Genomic DNA, 20,500 nt, shown 5'->3' on the forward strand with positions numbered 1-20,500 from the left:
GGCGATGCGCGGGCCGGTTCGCGCGCGCGATACTGACCGCATGACACCCCCTTCCGGCTCGTCCGGGCAGGATCGCCCGACTGACTTCTTCATCAGTTACTCCCCTGCCGACGAGCGCTGGGCGGCGTGGATCGCCTGGCAGCTGGAGACGGCCGGGCACCGCACGATGATGCAGGCGTGGGACTTCGTGCCCAGCACCAACTTCATCGACTTCATGGACCGCGGCCTGTCGGAGGCCAAGGCGGTCATCGCGGTGCTGTCGCGCAACTACCTGCGGTCGCGGTACGGGCGGTTGGAGTGGATGACGGCGTTGCGCGCCGACCCCGACGACCCCGCGCGCAAGCTCGTCACGGTGCGCATCGAGGACTGCGACATCGACGGGCTGCTGTCGACCATCACCTACGTGGACCTGGTGGGGGTGGAGGACCCCGCGCAAGCGCGCGCGCTGCTGATGCAACGCATCCAGGAGGCGCTGGCCGGGCACGCGCGGCCGAACTCCGGCCCGGTCTTCCCCGGAGCGCCGGGGGCGCTCCCAGAGACTTCCGCGCAATCCGCCGGCCGGGCGCTGCCCGAGCCCACAGGGGAGCGCACGGTGCGCCGTACACCCGTCGTGGCCCCCGTGTTCCCGGGCGGGGCCGACGACACGGGGCCGCGTGAGCATCTGAGCGTGCTGCACGTGTCCGGGCCCCGGTTCGGACGCACCCTGGCCGAGCCGGACGAGCCCACCACCGCCACCGAGCTGCAGGACCGCATCTGGAGCGATGTGACGCGGCTGGCCGACGCGGGCGTGCCGCGACCCGACCTGCTGGTGGTGACGGGCGACCTGACCCACTCGGGCAGCCGCAAGGAGTTCGCCGAGGCGTTGTCGTTCCTGACCAGCCTGCGGGCGCTGCTGGGCCTGGAGGCGCAGCGCGTGGTGGTCGTGCCAGGCCCCCACGACGTCACCCGGGCGGCGTGCCAGGCGTACTTCTCCAGCTGCGAGGCCGACGACATCGAGCCGCAGCCGCCGTACTGGCCCAAGTGGCGGCACTTCGCGGGGCTGTTCAAGGAGTTCTACCAGGGGCTGGACAGCCTCATCTTCGACAGCGCCCAGCCCTGGACTCTGTTCCCCGTCAACGACCTGAAGGTGGTCGTGGCCGGGCTCAACTCGACGTTGCCGCTCACCCACCGCCCGGAGGACCGCTACGGGGAGGTGGGGCGCGCGCAGGCCGCCTGGTTCACCGAACGGCTGCGGCATTTCGAGGACGAGGGCTGGCTGCGCCTGGGAGCCGTCGCGCACAGCCCCGTCGCCGGGGAGCGGGACGCGCTGCGCGACCCGGGCACCGTCGACTCCCTGCTGGGCGCCCACGTCAACCTGTTCTTCCAGGGGACGCCCTCGGAACTGGGCGCGATACCGCTGATGCCGTCCGAGGCGCCCGTCGTGCCCGCCCTCGGCCCCGGCCGCCACCAGACCATCGTCCTACGGCGCGACGGCCTGGAACGCTGGATCCCCGACCAGGCGGAGCGACGCGGCCCCGAACGGCTGGAACGGTCCTGGGCCCGCGTCGACCGGACGTTCCCCCCGCCGCGCGAGCAGCTCACGCCGCCCGCCCCCACTCCGCGGATCGAGCGGGCCCACGGCGACGAACGCGCCGACACCACGCCCGACCCCACGGCGCGGCTGCTGGACCGCATCGCCGAAGCCTGCGAGACCCGGTTCGAACGCGCCCAGATACGCCGCGTGGTGCCCGCGCCCCGCCCGGACGGGGGGACGGACGCGCCGCACCTGCTGCTCACCCACCTGGAGGACGGCTTCGTCCGCCAGTACCGCATCGGCGCGCACGTGGGGCAGGTGACGGAGGCGGACGTGGACGCGTTCGTCCGGCACGTCCACGCCGACGGATCCGACCACGGCTCGGAGCTGGTCTACGTGGGGCCGCCCCCGCCCCGGTCACTGCGCGAGGACGCGCTGCGCCGCGGCCTCCGGGTGCGCAGCCTCACCGAGTTCCAGGGGCTGCTGGACCTGTCGGAGTACGTGGCGGGCCAGACGGCGCGGTTGTCCTCCGGCGGCCTGTACCCGCCGTCCCTGTACGTGCCGCAGCGCTACCGCGAGCTGGACCGGCTGCCTCCGGACGCCGCCGGCAACGACGTGCGCGACGACGTCGTCGAGGAGATGCTGCGCCTGCTGGCCGCCGACCACGGCCGGTTCCTGCTGCTGCTCGGCGACTTCGGGCGCGGCAAGACGTTCGCGTTGCGGGAGCTGGCCCGCCGCATCCCCGAGGAGCTGCCGCACGTCATCCCGATCCTCATCGAGCTGCGCGCGCTGGACAAGGCGCACTCGGTGGACGGCCTGGTCGCCGCGCACCTGGCCAACCACGGCGAGGAGCTGATCGACCTCAAGGCGTTCCACTACATGCTGCGGCAGGGCCGCATCGTGCTGCTGTTCGACGGGTTCGACGAGCTGGTCACCCGCGTCACCTACGACCAGGCCGCCGACCACCTGGACACGCTGCTGCAGGCCGCCCAGGACAAGGCGAAGATCGTGGTGGCGAGCCGCACGCAGCACTTCAAGTCGCAGGCGCAGGTGCTCACCGCGCTCGGCGAGAAGGTGGGGGTGCTGCCGCACCGCCGGGTGCTGAGCCTGGAGGACTTCACCCCTTCGCAGGTCCGCGCGTACCTGGTCAACCGCTACGGCGACGAACGCGTGGCCGACGAGCGGCTGCGGATCCTGTCGGGCCTGGAGGAACTGCTGGGCCTGACCAGCAACCCGCGCATGCTGAGCTTCATCGCCGACCTGCCCGAGGAGCGGCTGCGGGCGGTCGCGCACGCCCGCCACACCGTCAGCCCCGCGGACCTGTACCGGGAGATCCTGTCGTCGTGGCTGTCGTACGAGGCCGACCGGGTCCGCCACACCGGGGGCCCGGCCGGGCTCACCACCGAGGCCATGTGGCAGGCGGTGGGGACGCTCGCGCTGCGGCTGTGGGAGAGCAACGAGTCGTTCCTGCGCCTGGCGGAACTCGCCGACGTGTCCGACACGCTCACCGGTCTCACCGACGGGCGCCTGTCGCCGCACCAGGTGACGCACGCGGTCGGGGCGGGGAGCCTGCTCGTGCGCACCGATGAGGGCCTGTTCGGTTTCATCCACGGCTCCGTGGTGGAGTGGCTCGTCGCCCGGCACATCGCGGACGAGTTCGCCCGGGGTGCGGCCCCGCGCGCGCTTGTCACCCGCGCGCTGTCGCAGCTGACCGTCGACTTCCTGTGCGACCTGGCCGACACGCGCGCGTGCCAGGAGTGGGCGGTCGGGGTGCTGGCGGACGCCGACGCCGACGACGTGGCCCGCTCCAACGCCATCAAGATCACCACGAGGCTGCGCACGTCCGCGCGCACCGACCTGCGCGGCGCCCGCCTGGCCGGCGAGGACCTGTCCTACCGCGACTTCCAGGGCGTCGACCTGACCGGCGCGGACCTGACCGACGCGCAGCTGGTCGGCGCCGACCTGTCGCGCGCGGTGCTGCGGGACGCCTCGCTGGCCGGGGCGCGGCTCGACGGGGCGCGGCTGACCGGCGCGGACCTGCGCGGGGCGGACCTGTCGCGGGCGCGGCTGGCCCGCGCCGACCTGCGAGACGTGGCGGTGGACGGCAGCCGCTGGACGCGCGCCGCCCTCATCGACGCGGCCCTGCCCGAACGCGTCGCGTCGGCGCCCGAGCTGCGCGAGGCCGCCATCGCCCCGGGCCGCCCCGTCGACCTGCAGGTCGCCCCCGCCGGGATCGGCGTTCCCTACGGGTTCCACTTCGCCACCAGCAGGCTGCCGCAGCCGCTGGCCTACAGCCCCGGCGGGTCGATCCTGGCGGTGGGGGGCGAGGACGGAGGCGTGCTGGTGTGCGACGCGGTGACGGGCACGCCCCTGCGCACGCTCATGGGCCACCGCGACCGCACCTACGCGGTCGCGTTCGACGCCACCGGCAACCTGCTGGCCACCGGCTCGGCCGACGGCTCCGTACGGCTGTGGGACCTCGCCACGGGGCACTGCGCGCACACGCTCACCGTGCACCCGGAAGGGGTGTGGCCCGTCGTCGTCGGCCCGCCCCATCCCGGCGCCGACGGCCCCTACCGGGGCGTGCTCCTGGCGGCGGGGGCGGCCGACGGCACCATCCGTCTGTGGGACTGCGCCACCGGCGAGAAACGCCACGAGCTGCCCGGCCACACCGCACCCGTCTACACCGCGGTGTTCGACCCCACCGGAACAGTGATGGTGACGGGCGACGCGGGGGGCGTCCTGCGCGTCTGGGACCTGACGACAGGGCAACTGCAACGCACGCTCACCGGCCACCGTGGCGCCGTCTACCGGGCGGTGTTCCACCCGGGGGGCTCACTCCTGGCGGCGGGCGACGAAGCGGGCGTGGTCCGGCTGTGGGACATCCACACCGGGGAGATCCAGCACGAACTGGTGGGCCACACGGGCCGCGTCTACGCCGTCGCGTTCCACCCCGACGGCGACCTGATGGTGACCGGCGACACCGACCGTTCCGTACGGCTGTGGCGGAACGGACGCCACCACCGCACCCTCACCGGCCACGGCGGCGCCATCTACCAGGCGACCTTCAGCCCCGACGGGGGACGCCTGGCCACCGCCGACAGCGCCGGGGCCGTACGCCTCTGGGACCCCGACACGGGGCAACTGCGCGTGGAACTGGCCGGGCACCGCGGGGCGGTGTGGCCGTTCGCGTTCCGTCCCGACGGATCCCAGCTCGCCACCAGCAGCAACGACGGCACCGCCCGCCTGTGGGACGCCGAGACGGGGCAGTGCAGGGCCGTGCTGCGCGGACACGGCCGCCGCGTCACCGGCGTGTGCTTCTCCCCCGACGGCGGTCTGCTGGCCTCCAGCGGCAACGACGGCCTGGTACGGCTGTGGGAGCCGCGCACCGGACGCCTGGTGCGGGAGCTGCGCGGCGCCGCCGACAACCTCACCTCCGCCGCGTTCAACCCCGCCGGGACGCAACTGGCCACCGCCACCAACGACGGCGGCGTCCACCTGTGGCAGGCCGGCACGGGGATGTTCGAACGCGAACTCAACGCCGAGACCGACCACGTGTGGGCGCAGGCGTTCAGCCCCGACGGGGACGTGCTGGCCACCGCCAACGACGACGACAGCGTCCGCCTGTGGTACTGGACCACCGGCCGCGAGACCGTCAACCTGGCCGACCACCGCGGCCGGGTGCGCTCCATCGACTTCTCCCCCGACGGCCGCCTGGTCGCCACCGGCTGCGACGACAGCCTCGTCCGCCTCTGGGACGCCCGCACCGGCGAATGCGTCACCACGCTGCGCGGCCACACCGACCGCGTCTACCGGGTGCAGTTCGACGCCACCGGCGACACCCTCGTCAGCGCCGGCAACGACGGCGCCGCCTGGCTGTGGGACCCGCGCTCGGGCCAGGCCCGCCGCGTCCTCACCGGCCACACCGGACGGCTGTGGTCCGCCGCCTTCCACCCCGGCGGGACCCTCCTGGCCACCGCCGGAGACGATCTGGTGGTGCGGCTGTGGGATCCGCGTGACGGAGGCACCCTGCACACCCTCACCGGCCACACCCGGCGTGTGTGGTCACTGTCGTTCTCCCCCGACGGCACCCTGCTGGCCAGCGCGGGCGACGACGGCGCCATCATCCTGTGGGACGTGTCCGACCCCGCCGCTCCGGTCCGCCGCGCGACCCTGCTGGGGCTGCCCGCCGGATGGGCCGCCCTGACGCCGTCCGGCCGCTACAAGTGGGAGGGCGACGCCACCTCGGAGTTCTGGTACGCCGTCGGCATGTGCCGCTTCGAGCCGGGGGAGCTCGACGCCTACCTCCCCGAGGTCCGCCAGATCCCCCTGGACGCGGAGTTCTGACCCGGCCATTGGCTCGGGGCCCGTGGCGGGGTCCAGGCCCCCTTACCGGAACGTGCAGTAGGCGACCGTGGCGTCGTCGCGCGGCTTGTTGCGCGGCCAGCGGACGGCCCGGGGATCGGTGTGCTCCACCTCCCGGGTCCGGGCGACCAGCGCCGCCGGGCCCTGCCCTTCGACGATCTTCACGAGCCCGGCCCAGCCGGTGACGCCGAACAGGTCGGCCAGGCGGGTGGCGCCGTCGGTCAGCAGCAGCACCCGCCGTACGTCCCTCAGCGGCACCGTGCCGGTGATGGCGTGCTCGGCGGCCGCCCGGGTCCGCGGCGGCGTACACATGGCCGCCTGTGACCGTCTGAAGGCCGTCTGGGCCGTCCAGCAGAAGGGTCGAGTCGGCGAGCACCAGATAGTCCAGGAGATCGCCGCGCACCCGCAGCGCCAGCACGGTCGCCGCGGGCGTGGCCGGATGACGAAGATCGCAGGTGGCGCGGTGCGACGCCGCCACGTCGGCGATCGCCCCGGCCAGGCGCCCCACCAGCGGCCTGCTCGCGGGACGGTGCGCCCCCTCCGGCGGCCCGACCGGCGGCCCGGCCTGCGGCGCCTCGTTCACCCCGTCCAGCAGGCGGGCCAGCAGCCGCGTGCCCAGCGAACGGGCGTACCAGGCGGTGCCGTGCACGCACCCCAGGTCGGTGCCCAGCGGAAGGCCGCAGCCGTCCAGCACCACCACCGCGCCGGGGGCGGCGGCCACGAAGTCCTCATTGCGCCGTGCGGGGCTGCCCTGGTCGGTCGCCCACGAGACCCGCATCGCGCTCACCCCGCCGGGGCGGCGTGGGCGCGGCGGGTCAGCTCGTCCCACAGCGCGTCGGCCTGGGCCCGCAGCTCGTCCAGGCTCCCGGAATTGTCGATGACGCGGTGGGCGAGCGCGCGACGCTGCTCACGGGTGGCCTGGGCGGCGATCCGCGCCCGCGCCTCCTCCTCGGTCATCCCGCGGCGTTCCACCAGCCGCCGGATCTGCGTCTCCACGGGGGCGTCCACGACCACCACCACGTCGTACATGCCCGCCAGGCCGTTCTCGGCCAGCAGCGGCACGTCGTACACCACCACGGCGTCCTCGGGGGCGGTCTCCATCAGCTCCGCCACCCGCTCCCCCACCAGGGGATGGACGATCGCGTTCAGCGCGGCCAGCCGGTCCGCGTCGGAGAACACGATCGAGCCCAGCCGCTCGCGGTCCAGGGCGCCGTCCGGCCGCAGCACCTGCGCGCCGAACTCCTCCACCACCGCCGCCAGCCCGGGAGTGCCGGGCTCGACCACCTCCCGGGCGATCCGGTCCGCGTCGATGATCATCGCGCCGTGCGCGGCGAGCCGCGCCGACACCTCGCTCTTGCCCGATCCGATCCCGCCGGTCAGTCCCACCTTCAGCACGCCCCCACCCTAACGACCGCTCGATCAGCGGCCCAGGGAGCGGGGTCAGCCGGCGGCCGTCGCGGGCACCAGGACCTTGCGCATGTGCACCAGCGTCAGATGGGCCGCGACGCGCTCGCGGTGCGTCTCCCTGTAGCCGACCCGCCGGTACAGCCGCAGGTTGCCCTCGCTGAGATGGCCGGTGAACAGCACGCACGCGTCGGCGCGGCCCGCGACCCGCTCCTCCAGCGCCGCCAGCAGCCGCCCGCCGATCCCGCGGCCCTGCGCGTCCGGCGCGACGACCAGCCGCCCGATCAGGCAGGTGTGCTCGCTGAACTGCGCCCGCACCGCCCCCACCAGGCGGTGCCCGGCCACCGCCTTCAGCACCACCGCGTCACCGCCGAGCACCGCGCGCAGCTGCTCCAGCGACTCCACCAGCGGGGGGATGAACGGGTCGCCGTACAGCTGCGCCTCGGCCAGGTAGGCCGCACGCTGCACGGTGAGGATCTCCCCGGCGTCCGCGGGCCCGGCCCGCTCGATCACGACCTGCGGCTCGTCCATGGGCCGACCCTAGCGGGGCGCGGGCCGCCGGTCCGGCTCACCGCCCGATCCGGACGGTCACCACGACCGGATAGTGGTCCGACGCCCGCGACCGCACCACCTGGTAGTCGGAGAACGTCAGGTCGTCGGTGCCGAAGACCCAGTCGACCCGCTCGCCGCGCGCCGTGGTCGGCGACGGGTCGCCGCCGAACGCGGCGCTGCGCAGTTCGGTGCCGTCCAGCATCCGGCTGATCGCCGGGCTGCCCGGCCCGCCGTTGAAGTCCCCGCCGATGATCGTGCGGGGGGCGCCGCCCCACGCCCGCAGCAGCGTGGCGACCTCGCGGACCCGTTCGGCGTCCTGGTCGGCGCCGCCCTCCAGGTGCGTGGACCACACGTCCATCGTGGTGCCGCCGACCGCCAGCCGCGCCCACACGTACCCGCGGATCTGCGACCAGTCGGCCTTGGCCATCCGCGCGGTGCCCGAGCTGCGCACCGGCAGCGACGTCAGGATCGCGTTGCCGAACTGCCCGTCGGCGGCCGGCCCCCACAGCAGCTTCATCCCGAGGCGGCGCGACAGCCACACCCCCACGTCGGTGGTGCCCGACAGCAGCGACCCGCGTCCGGCCTCCTGCAGCAGCACCACGTCGACGCGCTGCCGCTCGATCTCCCGCGCGATGCCCTCGGGGTCGAGACGGCCGTCCTGGTCGACCGCGTCGTGGATGTTGTAGGTCAGCACCCGCACCTGCCCGGCCGGCCGGGCCGCCGCGCCGGCCTCCCGGTTCGGGGTGGTGAACGTGTAGATCAGCGTGCCGAGCAGCAGCACCAGCGCGGCGGCCCCCGCGGTCAGCGCCCGCACCGGCGCCCGCGCCGGCAGCGGACCGCCCCGCGCGGCCGCGATCGCCGCCAGCGCGCCCAGCAGGATCCCCGCCAGGCCGGGCAGCACGTTGTTGGGCACCGGCAGCGGCTCGATCGCGCTGACCTGGTACGGGATGAGGATCAGCGCGACGAGGAACCCGCCGAGCGCGGCGCCCACGTCGATCCGCCACACCGGGCCGCCCGTCCCGGCGCGGCGCAGCGGCGCGCGGCACGCCACCGCCAGCAGCCACGCCGACAGCACCTGCCCGACGATCACCACCGGCACCACCTCGATGCCGCTGACCGCGTACGTGCCGGCGACCGCGCCCGCGCCGACGCCCAGCAGGGTGCCGCCCAGCACGCACACGCCGCCCGGCACCGCCCGCACCGCCAGGCCCGACGCCAGGAACGCCAGCGCCAGCCCCTGCCCGACGACGACCACCACGTGCGCGACGGTCAGCGACCGCCACCCGGACGACGCCACGAACGCCGGGCTGGACAGCACCAGCGTCTGCAGGGCCAGGAACGGCCCGATCGCCGAGGCGCCCAGCGCGTCCCGCCAGGAGATGCCCGGCGCCTCCACCGGCCCGGACGCCAGTTCCCGGTACAGCGCGTAGGCGCCCAGGCCCACGAACGCCAGGCACGGCAGCCACGGCCACACCCCGGGACGCCACACCGGGTCCCAGGTGCCGAACGCCATGCGCACCGCGGTGTCGGCCGACAGGCCCGCGACCGTGGCCGTGGCGAATCCCACACCGGACAGGCCGCGCGCCCCCTCGTACAGCGCCGCCACCGCGACCATGCCGATCGCGGTGCCGACGAACGCCAGCCACGTGCGCGGCTCGATCGCCTCGGCGACCAGCCGCACCGCCAGCAGCCCGCCGACCCCGGCCAGCAGCAGCCCGCGCGGCCCTGCGGCCCGGCGCACCAGCGGCCCGGCGAACCCCGCCATGAACACCGCCAGCACGGCCGCACCGGCCACGCCCGTGCCGGCGGAGTCGGCGAAGTGGTCGAACTGGGGCAGCGAGAAGCGCAGGGTCTGCGCGAGCACGGCGACGGTGACGGCGATCAGCACCAGCCGCGCCGGCCCCTGCGGGACGATCGAGGGACCGGCCTGCGCGGGGCCGCCGGTCCGGGTGCCTACCTCTGTGCTGGCCAATTGAACGTGTGCTCCCCGGGGACGAGCAGAAAACGGGCGGGACGAGCGGGCGGGCCGCCGACGGGGACCGGAGGGGTCCGGCGGGCGCCACAAGGATCACGGCCGAAGGCCGATCCACGAACCGCACCTCCGGTCGTTGATCCTATGACCCGCCGACCGCCCCGCGCCGCTACGACTCCCCAAAATTCACCACACCGCCCACACCGCCCCTCCCGGAGCGCGACGGCCACAGCCACCCCAAACCGAGCGCCCACCTGGAACAACCTCCAGCACAAACACGCCAGCAGCAGCCCCTCCAAGAAGGCGGCCGCACGTACACGACGGCATCCCAAACAGCCTGCCTAAAAAACCCCACCGGCTCCCCCGCAACAACATCCACGGATGAGCCCCACGTGGCCACACGCAGCGCACACGGCCCCCTGAGGCCCAGCAGCCCGTGCCGACAGCACCAACGCGCCATGACCCACATGAGAGCCATCACACACCAGCGGTATCAAAAGCACCCCGGCAGCACAGCCGCCAAAAGCACACATGCGGCAAATGAGGGCGTTCCTAAGCGCCAGCAACCCCGACCGGATGTCGACAGCACGTACGCCCATCACCCGCAGCGAACAGCGAACCAGGCACTCACAGCGCGAACAGGCGAGCCATCACGCAGGAGCCCAGCACCCCAGCAACGCGTCCACCGGCACGTCGCCGCAAGACGCATGGCGGGAGAGGGCAGCCGCCTGCAACCCGAACCCGAGACATCAGCCGCAGCCACGGCGATCCCGGTGTGCATAGTGCGAGCGGTCAAGAGAACTGCAGCCAGGGGTTTCAGCCTGTGTCCCGGCAACGCGGCCATCGGCATGGCGAGGACGCGTGCAGCAGGTGATGCCTCGTGAGGAGTTCGGTTCCCTAGCCGGATTCCGAAGCGTCTACGAGCGGTCACCCGCAGGGGAACCGCCAGCCATGCACGCACAGTGCGAGTGCTCGAGGCAGTTGAGCCGGGGGTGCCGGCCGGCGACGTGTGTCACGTCCATTGGCATGGCGCCGCGACGATACGTACAGCGACGCCAACCTCGTGAGCCCCAGCGGTCCCTAGGCTGATTTCCGCAGTTCCTGCGAGACATCAGCAGGAGGCGGGGAGCCAGGCACGCGTGGCGGGGCGTTCGAGGCGGTTTGAGCCGACGGTTTCAGTCGGCGGACCCCGACGCGTCCACGGGCGGGCTGCCGCGAGGACGGGTAACGGGGTGAACGGAGTGACACCCTCGACTCCGCCTGTGGGCGGGCCTACGGCGCGGGCAGGGCGCCGGTGATTGGAGTAGCTCGACCGGGGGTTCAGAGGCTCCCTGCGCACACGTCCACGGGCAGGTGCCGCGAGAGGCGTGTGGCGTTACGGGTGGCACTGAGCCGGCCGTTGGGCTCCATAGCCGGGCCCTGATCGTGCTGGCCGAGCCGGCCGTCGCAGGGCAGGCTGCGCTGGAGGGACGGGCGCGTCGATCCGGGACGTGGTTCCTGGGGATTTCCCCTGGAACCACGTCCCGGACCGGCTGTCACGAGCCGTTCAGGGCGCGACGTGCGGGCCCTGAGCGGGGCGCCGCCTACTGGCCGCCCGAGAGCTTCTCGCGCAGAGCGGCGAGGGCCTCGTCGGTGGCCAGGGCGCCGCCGGACTCGCTCTCACCGCCGGAGTAGGAGGTGTCGCCGCCGACGCTGCCGCCCTCGGCCTCCGCCTCGGCCTTGCGGGCCTCCTCGATCTGGCGGCGGTGCGCCTCGAAGCGGGCGCGCGCTTCGGCGTACTGGCGCTCCCACGTCTCCCGCTGCTGCTCGTAGCCGGGCAGCCACTCCCCGGTCTCCGGGTCGAAGCCCTCGGGGTACTTGTAGTTGCCCTGCTCGTCGTACTCGGCGGGCATGCCGTAGAGGGTGGGGTCGAAGTCCTCTTCCTCGATGCCCACGGCGCCCTCGTTGGCCTGCTTGAGCGACAGGCTGATGCGGCGCCGGTCGAGGTCGATGTCGATGATCTTCACGAAGATCTCGTCGCCGACCTGGACCACCTGCTCGGGAATCTCCACGTGGCGCTCGGCCAGCTCGGAGATGTGCACCAGGCCCTCGATGCCCTCCTCGACGCGGACGAACGCGCCGAACGGCACCAGCTTGGTGACGCGGCCCGGCACGACCTGCCCGATCTGGTGGGTGCGGGCGAACTGCTGCCAGGGGTCCTCCTGGGTCGCCTTGAGCGACAGGGACACCCGCTCGCGCTCCATGTCGACGTCGAGGACCTCGACGGTGACGTCCTGGCCGACCTCGACGACCTCCGACGGGTGGTCGATGTGCTTCCAGGACAGCTCGGAGACGTGCACCAGGCCGTCCACGCCGCCCAGGTCGACGAACGCGCCGAAGTTGACGATGGAGGAGACCACGCCCTTGCGGACCTGGCCCTTCTGCAAGGTGTTGAGGAACGTCTGGCGGACCTCGCTCTGGGTCTGCTCAAGCCAGGCGCGGCGGGACAGGACCACGTTGTTGCGGTTCTTGTCCAACTCGATGATCTTGGCTTCGAGTTCGCGGCCGACGTAGGGCTGCAGGTCGCGCACCCGGCGCATCTCGACCAGCGAGGCGGGGAGGAACCCGCGCAGGCCGATGTCGAGGATGAGACCGCCCTTGACGACCTCGATGACGGTACCGGTGACGATACCGTCCTCGTCCTTGATCTTCTCGATCGTGCCCCAGGCGCGCTCGTACTGGGCGCGCTTCTTGGACAGGATCAGGCGGCCCTCCTTGTCCTCCTTCTGGAGGACGAGGGCCTCGACGTGGTCGCCCACGGCGACGACCTCGTTGGGGTCGACGTCGTGCTTGATGGACAGCTCTCGGGAGGGGATGACGCCCTCGGTCTTGTAGCCGATGTCGAGGAGAACCTCGTCACGATCGACCTTGACGACCGTCCCCTCCACAATGTCGCCGTCGTTGAAGTACTTGATGGTCTCGTCGATCGCGGCGAGGAAGGCATCCTCGGACCCGATGTCGTTGACCGCTACCTGCGGAGTGGTCGAGGTCGCCTCGGTGCTGCTCGTCATGTGTCGGCTGGCTCCGGATACGGACATGCGAAGTTGTCTGACGGATGCGCGGCGGGCCCATTTCCGCCCTGCCGAGGACCGGAAGGGACGCGGCGCGAGCCGCGTCAGTGATACCGAACCGATGTCGACGACCTGACCGAGCGCGAGCCTGCTCCGTCCGAGACACGCGCAGGCCCACAGCGCAGCGATCAGAATATGGGACGCACAGCCTGGGGTCAATCGGAGGGTGTGGACGAGCGGCGCTCAGTAGGCGCGGGCGTACACCCGGAACCGGCTGGCGAGCTTGCTTTCCGCGGCCCTGGGGAACGAAACGGTATTCGGATCCCCATCAGAGATGTACCGTTCCGTGGGATTTTTGTCCAACCAGTCGAGCCAGGCGGTGGAGCAGTAGCGCTTGCAGTCGTCCTCGGCGATCTTGCCCTCGGACCGCACCCGGGGGATGTGCCGCCAGTCGAAGTCCCTGCTGAACGGGGACTCCGACGGCCGCCACCCGGCCAGGAAGACCCCGTTGAACCGGTACGAGCCCGTCTTGGCCTGCGCCCAGGCGGCCTTCTTCGGCTCGGACCCGAACGGGTAGGCCAGCGTCTTGGTGTGCACCCCGGCCAGCGACACGATCTGCCCCTCGATGTCGCCGATCTCCTTCTCGACACCGGACTGCGACATCTGCGCCAGGTTCTTGTGCGACAGGGTGTGGTTTCCCAGCTCGAACCCGTGCTGCACCAGCCACTTGAGCCCCTCGCCCGTGCGATCGCCCAGCTGGAACGGATCCTTGTTCAGGTAGAACGTCGCCGTCGGCCGGAACCCGGGGTACTGGCGCGCCACCTCGGTCAGGACCGACACGACGGTGTCGGGCGCGGGGTTGCCGTGGGCGTCCAGCGCGAAGTGCCCGGGCGTGCTGTCGTCGAACGTCAGCACCACCGGATGCCGCCCGGCCGGGACGTCGACCCGCCCCGCCGCGAACTCGCCGGCCGTGATCGGGACGTACCCGGACTTGGCCAGCCGCGTGATCTCGTCCCGGAACTCCTGGACGGACCGGTCAAGCGACATTTCCGGCTTTTTTACGATCCGGTGATACATCAACACCGGAATCTGCCCGAGCTCGTTGGCCCGGATCCGCGCCACCTCCGGACGCGCCTGCGCGATCACCGTCACCGAGGGCGAGGGCCGCGCGTGCGTCGTGCGCCCCTGCCGCGCCGGTCTCGCCGGGGTGTCCTTGTCCGCCTCGTTCTCGGACTTGGTCTGCGCCCCGGCCCGCGCCGCCTCGCGCTCCGGCTCGGACCCGCGCTCGTCCCGCGGGAGGACGAGCCCCATGATCACAGCACAGACGATCACCACACCGGCGATCTTGTGAAGAAGCGGCACGACCCCTCCAACGGCCCACGGAACGCGGCCAGGGAAAGCGTACGGCTCCTCCGTCCGCGACGGACAGAGACCCGCCAACCCGACATGCCGGTAACTCTGACGCCCGCCCCGGCGGCCCCGCCCTGCTGAGATGTACGCGCCTTCCCGAATACCCCTCTGACCCGCCTTGATCGCCGACCGAAGTCAGCCGATCACAAAATGTCGCCAGCGCAACGAAGATCACCGCCCCGCCCCCGCGTGTCGCCTCGCCTACCACCACCCGGCAAGCCAGGGCGGTATGCCTGAGACGGCTGGCACACAACGACTCGGCGGCCCCGTCGGGATTCCGGTCGTTCCGCCCGGTCGAGGCGCGCTCGCCTGCCGAGGCAGTTCAGCGCGCGGGGCGGACGGAGCGGGGCGGGGCGGGGGCGCCGGGTCAGTGGGCGGCGTCCTGCCAGGTGCGGCCGGTGCCCATGGAGACGTCCAGGGGGGCGCGCAGGTCGTAGGCGCCGACCATCTGCTCGCGGATGAGCTCCTGGAGGCGGTCGAGCTCGCCCGAGGCGACCTCGAAGACCAGTTCGTCGTGGACCTGCAGGAGCATGCGCGAGCGCAGCCCGTGCTCGCGCAGAGCGCGGTCGACGTTGAGGCTGGCGACCTTGATGATGTCGGCGGCCGAGCCCTGGATCGGGGCGTTGAGAGCCATGCGCTCGGCCATCTCGCGGCGCTGCCGGTTGTCGGACGTCAGGTCGGGCAGGTAGCGGCGGCGGCCGAGGATGGTCTCGGTGTAGCCGTCGTGGCGGGCGCGGGCCACCACCTCGCGCAGGTACTCGCGGACGCCGCCGAACTGCTGGAAGTACTCCTCCATCAGCTCGCGGGCCTCGTCGGCCGAAATGCGCAGCTGCTGCGACAGCCCGTACGCCGACAGGCCGTAGGCCAGGCCGTAGTTCATCGCCTTGATCCGGGCGCGCAGCTCCGAGTCGATCTCCTCGGGCGGCAGGCCGAACACGCGGGAGGCGGTGATGGTGTGGAAGTCGGCGCGCTGGCGGAACGCCTCCAGCAGCGCCTCGTCCTCCGACAGGTGCGCCATGATCCGCAGCTCGATCTGGCTGTAGTCGGCGGTGAGCAGGCACTCGTAGCCCTCGCCGACGACGAACGCCTCGCGGATCTGCCGGCCCTCGGCGGTGCGGATCGGAATGTTCTGCAGGTTCGGGTCGGTGGACGACAGCCGCCCGGTGGCGGCGATCATCTGGTTGAAGGTGGTGTGGATGCGCCCGGCGTCGTCGGCCATCGGGATCAGCGAGTCGACGATGCTCTTGAGCTTGGCCACCTCGCGCCAGCGCAGGATGTGCTCCAGGACGGGATGCCCCTCCTTGGCCAGCAGGTTCGTCAGAGCCTCGGAGTCGGTGGTGTAACCGGTCTTGGTGCGCTTGGTCTTGGGCAGGTTCAGCTCGTCGAACAGCACCTGCTGCACCTGCTTGGGCGAACCCAGGTTGAACTCGTGGCCGACGGCGGTGTGCGCCAGCTGCTCGACCTCCTTGACCTGGCCGCCCAGCGAGGACGACAGCGCCGCCAGGTGCCCGGCGTCCACGGCGATGCCCGCGCGTTCCATCTCGGCCAGCACACCGACCAGGGGCAGCTCGACCTCGCGCAGCAGCCGGGTGGCGCCGCGCCGCTCCAGGTCGCGGTCGAGGGCGTCGGCGAGCTCGGCGACGGCGCGGGCGCGCACGGCCAGGTCGCGGGCGGCCTCGGCCTCACCGGAGCCGTCCAGGGTCAGCTGCCCGGAGTCGTCGGACTCGTCGCGCAGCTCACGGTGCAGATAGCGCAGAACCAGGTCGGCCAGGTCGAACGTGCGCTGCCCCGGCAGGGCCAGATACGCGGCCAGGGCGGTGTCGCTGGTGACCCCCGCCAGCGACAGTCCACGGGCGGCCAGCGCCAGCATCGGGCCCTTGGCGTCATGGATCGCCTTGGGACGGGACGCGTCGGCCAGCCACGCGGCCAGAGCGCGCTCGTCGTCCTCGATCAGCTCGGCCGGGTCCAGGTGCACCGCCGGGCCCTTTAGGGACGCCAGCGCCAGCGCCGTGACCTCGCCGGTGCCGCGGCCCCACGAACCGGACACCGCCAGGCCGGTGCGGTCGGCGCCGGAGGCGTGCTCGGCCAGCCACGACCCCAGCGCCCCCGGCTCCAGCTCGGTCAGCTCCACCTCGAAGCCCTCGTCGGCCTCGGGCTCCACCGCCGACAGCGTGGCGTACAGCCGCTCGCGCAGCACCCGGAACTGCAGCGAGTCGAACAGGGTGTGGATCTCGTCGCGGTCCCAGCGGCCCATGGTCAGCTGCGGCGGGGTCAGCTCCAGGCCGACCTCGCAGTCGAGCTTGTTGATCTGCTGGTTGCGCAGCACCTGGCCGAGGTGCTCGCGCAGGTTGTCGCCCGCCTTGCCCTTGATCTCGTCCACGCGCGCGACCAGGGTGTCCAGGTCGCCGTACTTGGTGAGCCACTTGGCCGCGGTCTTGGGACCGACGCCGGGCACGCCCGGCAGGTTGTCGCTGCTCTCCCCCACCAGCGCGGCCAGCTCGCGGTACCGCTCGGGCGGCACCCCGTAGCGCTGCTCCACCGCGGCCGGGTCGTAACGGGTCAGCTCCGACACCCCGCGCACCGGGTACAGGACCGTGACGTTCTCGTCGACGAGCTGGAAGGCGTCCCGGTCGCCCGTGACCACCAGCGTCCGCATGCCCGCGGCGGTGGCCTGGGTGGCCAGCGTGGCGATGATGTCGTCGGCCTCGTACCCGGCCACCGACAGCCGCGGGATGCGCAGCGCGTCCAGCACCTCGAAGATCAGGCTGACCTGGCTGCGGAACTCGTCGGGCGTCTTCTGCCGGCCCGCCTTGTACTCCACGTACTGCTCGTGCCGGAACGTGGGCTCGGACCTGTCGAACGCCACCGCGATGTGGGTGGGCTGCTCGTCGCGCAGCACGTTGATCAACATCGAGGTGAAGCCGTACACCGCATTGGTGGGCTGCCCGTCGGTGGTGTTGAAGTTCTCCACCGGCAGGGCGAAGAACGCCCGGTAGGCCAGCGAGTGGCCGTCGAGCAGGAGGAGCCGGTCGTGCTGCTTGTCAGGGGTCGATGCTTGTGTCGCCACAGCTTGACTCTAGTCTGCGCGTACGACGGTTTGAGGGAGGCTCGATGACGGACGACCAGCAGGAGCTCGTCGAACTGCTCAACGGCGTGGCCCAGGGCCACCTGCCGAGGGCCATGGGGGTGGAGATCCTCGAGGCCACGGCCGAACGGGTGGTGGGGCGCATGCCGGTCAAGGGCAACACCCAGCCGTACGGGCTGCTGCACGGCGGGGCCTCCTGCGTGCTGGCCGAGTCGCTCGGCTCGACGGGCGCCGCGCTGCACGCCGGTCGCGACCGCGTCGCCGTCGGCATCGAGATCAACGCCACCCACCACCGGTCGGCCACCGACGGGTACGTCACCGGCGTCGCGACGAAGCTGCACGCGGGACGCAGCCTCGCCACCTACGACATCGTGATCACCGACGAGGACGGCCGCCGCGTCTGCACCGCCCGCCTGACCTGCATGCTCCGCGACCGTCCCCCCGCCGACGGCGCGAACCCGGTGCCGCAACTGCCCACCGGATGACCGGCCGCCCGCGGGAACGCCTCCCCCGGAACGGCGGTTCCTTTGCGGACGAAGGCGTCTGATCGGTAACGTTGATTGGAACGGCCCGAGATCACTGAGTAGACAACGTACGCTTCCGGGGAAGACCCGTACGGCCCCAAAGGTGATCTCGGGCCTCGGACCTCGGACCTGGGAGCAGTGTGCCCGCGGAGAACGCGGGCCGCTGCTCCTCGTCTTGTCTCCCAGGGGGACGACCCCCTGGAACCCCCGCCAAACCTGAGAGCAGCGTGCCCGCCGACAACGCGGGCCGCTGGTCCACGCCTCGCCAGGGAGCGCCTCTGACGGCCCCGAGGGGGTGGCCGGGGGGCGACACCGGTCAGTGGGGGTCGGTGGTTGCGGTTCGGTCGCGAAACGGCCGGGGGGCGTTCCCGCGTCCGTTGCGCGGTCGTACGTTCGGCCCATGCGTCTACGTGCCGTCGTGCCGGGCGCCGCGCTCGTCCTGGTGGGGCTGGCGGGGGTTTCGGGGTGCTCGGACGACTCCCGTCCCGCCCGCGCGGCCACGCCCTCCTACGAGCTGGCGCCACGACCCGTCCGGGAGAGCGAGACGCCCCTGCACGCCAGGCGGGCCCGCAGCGCCGACCTGGAGGTCACCGCCCTCGGCTTCCGCGACGGCATACACGAGATCCTCGGCACCCACGCCGAGATGAAGCCCAAAGGCCGGTACGCGCGGGTGCGGGTCCTCGCCGAGAACCGCGGCCGCGACATCCAGCTCTTCGACACCTGGCGGCAACTGCTGGTCACCGCCGACGGACGCACCCATTCCCCCGACGTCAACGCGATCATGGTCAAGCGGCAGCCGGAGAAGCTGTCGATCGGCGCGGGCGTACGGGTCGAGTTCGACCTCTGGTACGACCTGCCCGGCCAGGCCCGCGTCACCGCCCTGCGCATCCTCGGCTCACCACCGGTCGGCGCCGTCAGCGAACCACCGCCCGCCGACATCCCCCTGACCTGAAAACGCAGACCGCCCCCCGGGCACCGGGCGAACCCGGGCCGGGGGGCGGCAGGACCAGCAGCAGGTCAGTCCTTGCGGGCGTCGTCGTCGACGACGGTGTCGTCCGCGGCGGCGTCGGCGTCCTCGCCCGAGCGCGGCTCGGGCACCCGCTCCGCAGCCGGCGACGCGGCCGCCTCACCCAGGTCACCGCCCAGATAGGCGGCCCTGACCTCGGGGTCGTCCAGCAGGTCGTGGGCGGCGGCGGACTTGACCACCCGCCCCGTCTCCAGCACGTACGCACGGTGCGCGATCTGCAACGCCTGCTGCGCGTTCTGCTCCACCAGCAGCACCGTGCAGCCCCGCCGGTTGATCTCCTGGATGATCGAGAAGATCTGCTGCACCAGCAGCGGCGCCAGCCCCATCGACGGCTCGTCCAGCAGCAGCACCTTCGGGTCGGCCATCATCGCCCGCCCGATCGCCAGCATCTGCTGCTCGCCGCCCGACATCGTGCCGCCCGCCTGGCCCTTGCGCTCGGCCAGCCGCGGGAACAGCTCGTACACCTCCTTCAGCTCCTTGGACACGTCGCCCTTACGGGCGTACGCGCCCATCAGCAGGTTCTCCTCCACGGTCATGCCGGGGAAGATGCCCCGCCCCTCAGGAGCCTGCCCGATGCCCGCCAGCACCCGCTTGTGCCCCGGCATCCGGCTGATGTCCTGCCCGTCGAACACGATCCGGCCCGCCGACAACGGCCGCAGCCCGGAGATCGTCTTCAGCGTCGTCGTCTTCCCGGCACCGTTGGCGCCGATCAGCGTGACGATCTCGCCCTGGTCCACCTCCGCCGACACGCCCTTCAGCGCGGCGATCTTGCCGTAGTGGACGTGGATGTCGGAAATCTCAAGAAGCATCGGCTGCGGCTCCCAGGTACGCCTCGATGACCCGCGGGTCGTTCTGCACCTCCGCGGGCAGGCCCTCGGCGATCTTCTGACCGAAGTCCAGCACCGCGATCCGGTCGCTGATCCCCATGACCAGGCCCATGTCGTGCTCGATCAGCAGCACCGTCCGGCCCGAATCGCGGATCTTCCGGATCAGCTCCTGCAGCTCGATCTTCTCCGCCGGGTTCATGCCCGCGGCCGGCTCGTCCAGCAGCAGCAGCTTCGGATCGGTCGCCAGCGCCCGCGCGATCTCCAGCCGCCGCTGGTCGCCGTACGGCAGGTTCTTGGCCGCCTCGTCGCCCCGGTGCGGAATGCCCACGAACTCCAGCAGCTCCCGCGCCTTGGCCCGGCCCTCGCGCTCCTCACGCCGATGCCACGGCAACCCCAGCCCCGCGCCCACGAACCCGGTGCGGTGATGCGCGTCCGCCCCCACCATGACGTTCTCCAACGCCGTCATGTTGTGGAACAGCCGCACGTTCTGGAACGTCCGCGCCACCCCCAGCTTGGTGACCGTGAACCGCTTCTTGCCGTCGATGCGCGTGCCGTCGAACACCACGCGCCCCTCGCTCGGCCGGTACACCCCGGTCGTGACGTTGAACACCGTGGTCTTCCCCGCGCCGTTCGGACCGATCAGGGCGAAGATCTCCCCCTTGTCGATCCGCAACGCCACCTTGTTCAACGCCACGACGCCACCGAAGCGCATCGTCACGTCCTGCAGCTCCAGCACCGGCGTGCCCGCCGGCTTCCCCGCGGCCACGGCGC

General features: G+C 72.3%; 12 protein-coding genes. 3 read left to right on the plus strand and 9 right to left on the minus strand.

Annotated elements, in window-relative coordinates; genetic code table 11:
* Window positions 1-40: 40 nt before the first annotated feature.
* On the plus strand, window positions 41-5,860 hold the full coding sequence (locus ABZ801_RS05895) for a TIR domain-containing protein (protein ID WP_360693417.1): 5,820 nt from the start codon (window positions 41-43) through the stop codon (window positions 5,858-5,860).
* A gap of 42 nt (window positions 5,861-5,902) precedes the next feature.
* Here the strand turns inward: ABZ801_RS05895 and ABZ801_RS05900 are convergent, their stop codons facing one another.
* From ABZ801_RS05900 to polA, 7 genes are all read right to left on the minus strand, one after another.
* Window positions 5,903-6,190 (minus strand): hypothetical protein, encoded by a 288-nt coding sequence (locus tag ABZ801_RS05900; protein ID WP_360693420.1) that lies wholly within the window; start codon window positions 6,188-6,190, stop codon window positions 5,903-5,905.
* Between the two features lie 471 nt (window positions 6,191-6,661).
* A complete protein-coding gene (gene coaE / locus ABZ801_RS05905) occupies window positions 6,662-7,273 on the minus strand; it encodes a dephospho-CoA kinase (RefSeq protein WP_360693423.1) in 612 nt (203 codons plus the stop codon).
* Window positions 7,274-7,318: 45 nt separating this feature from the next.
* Window positions 7,319-7,813 (minus strand): GNAT family N-acetyltransferase, encoded by a 495-nt coding sequence (locus ABZ801_RS05910; RefSeq protein ID WP_360693426.1) that lies wholly within the window; start codon window positions 7,811-7,813, stop codon window positions 7,319-7,321.
* Between the two features lie 37 nt (window positions 7,814-7,850).
* Complete coding sequence (locus tag ABZ801_RS05915; protein WP_360693429.1) at window positions 7,851-9,806, minus strand: endonuclease/exonuclease/phosphatase family protein; 1,956 nt, start codon at window positions 9,804-9,806, stop codon at window positions 7,851-7,853.
* Window positions 9,807-11,389: 1,583 nt separating this feature from the next.
* Window positions 11,390-12,856 (minus strand): 30S ribosomal protein S1, encoded by a 1,467-nt coding sequence (rpsA, locus tag ABZ801_RS05920; RefSeq protein WP_344952043.1) that lies wholly within the window; start codon window positions 12,854-12,856, stop codon window positions 11,390-11,392.
* 243 nt (window positions 12,857-13,099) lie between these two features.
* A complete protein-coding gene (locus ABZ801_RS05925) occupies window positions 13,100-14,218 on the minus strand; it encodes a polysaccharide deacetylase family protein (RefSeq protein WP_360693433.1) in 1,119 nt (372 codons plus the stop codon).
* 415 nt (window positions 14,219-14,633) lie between these two features.
* On the minus strand, window positions 14,634-17,333 hold the full coding sequence (polA, locus tag ABZ801_RS05930) for a DNA polymerase I (protein ID WP_360693436.1): 2,700 nt from the start codon (window positions 17,331-17,333) through the stop codon (window positions 14,634-14,636).
* A gap of 44 nt (window positions 17,334-17,377) precedes the next feature.
* Between polA and ABZ801_RS05935 the strand changes: the two genes are divergently transcribed.
* Together ABZ801_RS05935 and ABZ801_RS05940 are read left to right on the plus strand one after the other, a co-directional pair.
* The gene (locus ABZ801_RS05935) at window positions 17,378-17,836 is read left to right on the plus strand and encodes a hotdog fold thioesterase (RefSeq protein ID WP_344952052.1); all 459 of its coding nucleotides are present in this window, start codon (window positions 17,378-17,380) and stop codon (window positions 17,834-17,836) included.
* Between the two features lie 439 nt (window positions 17,837-18,275).
* Window positions 18,276-18,827, plus strand: a complete 552-nt coding sequence (locus tag ABZ801_RS05940; protein ID WP_360693439.1) for a DUF4352 domain-containing protein — start codon at window positions 18,276-18,278, stop codon at window positions 18,825-18,827.
* Window positions 18,828-18,892: 65 nt separating this feature from the next.
* Here the strand turns inward: ABZ801_RS05940 and ABZ801_RS05945 are convergent, their stop codons facing one another.
* Together ABZ801_RS05945 and ABZ801_RS05950 are read right to left on the minus strand one after the other, a co-directional pair.
* Complete coding sequence (locus ABZ801_RS05945; protein WP_360693442.1) at window positions 18,893-19,711, minus strand: ABC transporter ATP-binding protein; 819 nt, start codon at window positions 19,709-19,711, stop codon at window positions 18,893-18,895.
* Complete coding sequence (locus ABZ801_RS05950; RefSeq protein WP_344952135.1) at window positions 19,701-20,441, minus strand: ABC transporter ATP-binding protein; 741 nt, start codon at window positions 20,439-20,441, stop codon at window positions 19,701-19,703. The genes ABZ801_RS05945 and ABZ801_RS05950 overlap by 11 nt, the downstream gene beginning before the upstream one ends.
* Window positions 20,442-20,500: the final 59 nt, after the last annotated feature.

It is taken from the genome of Actinomadura sp. NPDC047616 (assembly GCF_040642915.1).
Taxonomy (GTDB): domain Bacteria; phylum Actinomycetota; class Actinomycetes; order Streptosporangiales; family Streptosporangiaceae; genus Spirillospora; species Spirillospora miaoliensis.

What these genes read in the sequence shown, in the direction of transcription:
- ABZ801_RS05895 (WP_360693417.1), top strand. Translation starts at nt 41, where the DNA reads ATGACACCCCCTTCCGGCTCGTCCGGGCAGGATCGCCCGACTGACTTC.
- ABZ801_RS05900 (WP_360693420.1), bottom strand. Translation starts at nt 6,190, where the DNA reads ATGTGTACGCCGCCGCGGACCCGGGCGGCCGCCGAGCACGCCATCACC.
- ABZ801_RS05910 (WP_360693426.1), bottom strand. Translation starts at nt 7,813, where the DNA reads ATGGACGAGCCGCAGGTCGTGATCGAGCGGGCCGGGCCCGCGGACGCC.
- rpsA (WP_344952043.1), bottom strand. Translation starts at nt 12,856, where the DNA reads ATGACGAGCAGCACCGAGGCGACCTCGACCACTCCGCAGGTAGCGGTC.
- ABZ801_RS05935 (WP_344952052.1), top strand. Translation starts at nt 17,378, where the DNA reads ATGACGGACGACCAGCAGGAGCTCGTCGAACTGCTCAACGGCGTGGCC.
- ABZ801_RS05940 (WP_360693439.1), top strand. Translation starts at nt 18,276, where the DNA reads ATGCGTCTACGTGCCGTCGTGCCGGGCGCCGCGCTCGTCCTGGTGGGG.
- ABZ801_RS05945 (WP_360693442.1), bottom strand. Translation starts at nt 19,711, where the DNA reads ATGCTTCTTGAGATTTCCGACATCCACGTCCACTACGGCAAGATCGCC.
- ABZ801_RS05950 (WP_344952135.1), bottom strand. Translation starts at nt 20,441, where the DNA reads ATGCGCTTCGGTGGCGTCGTGGCGTTGAACAAGGTGGCGTTGCGGATC.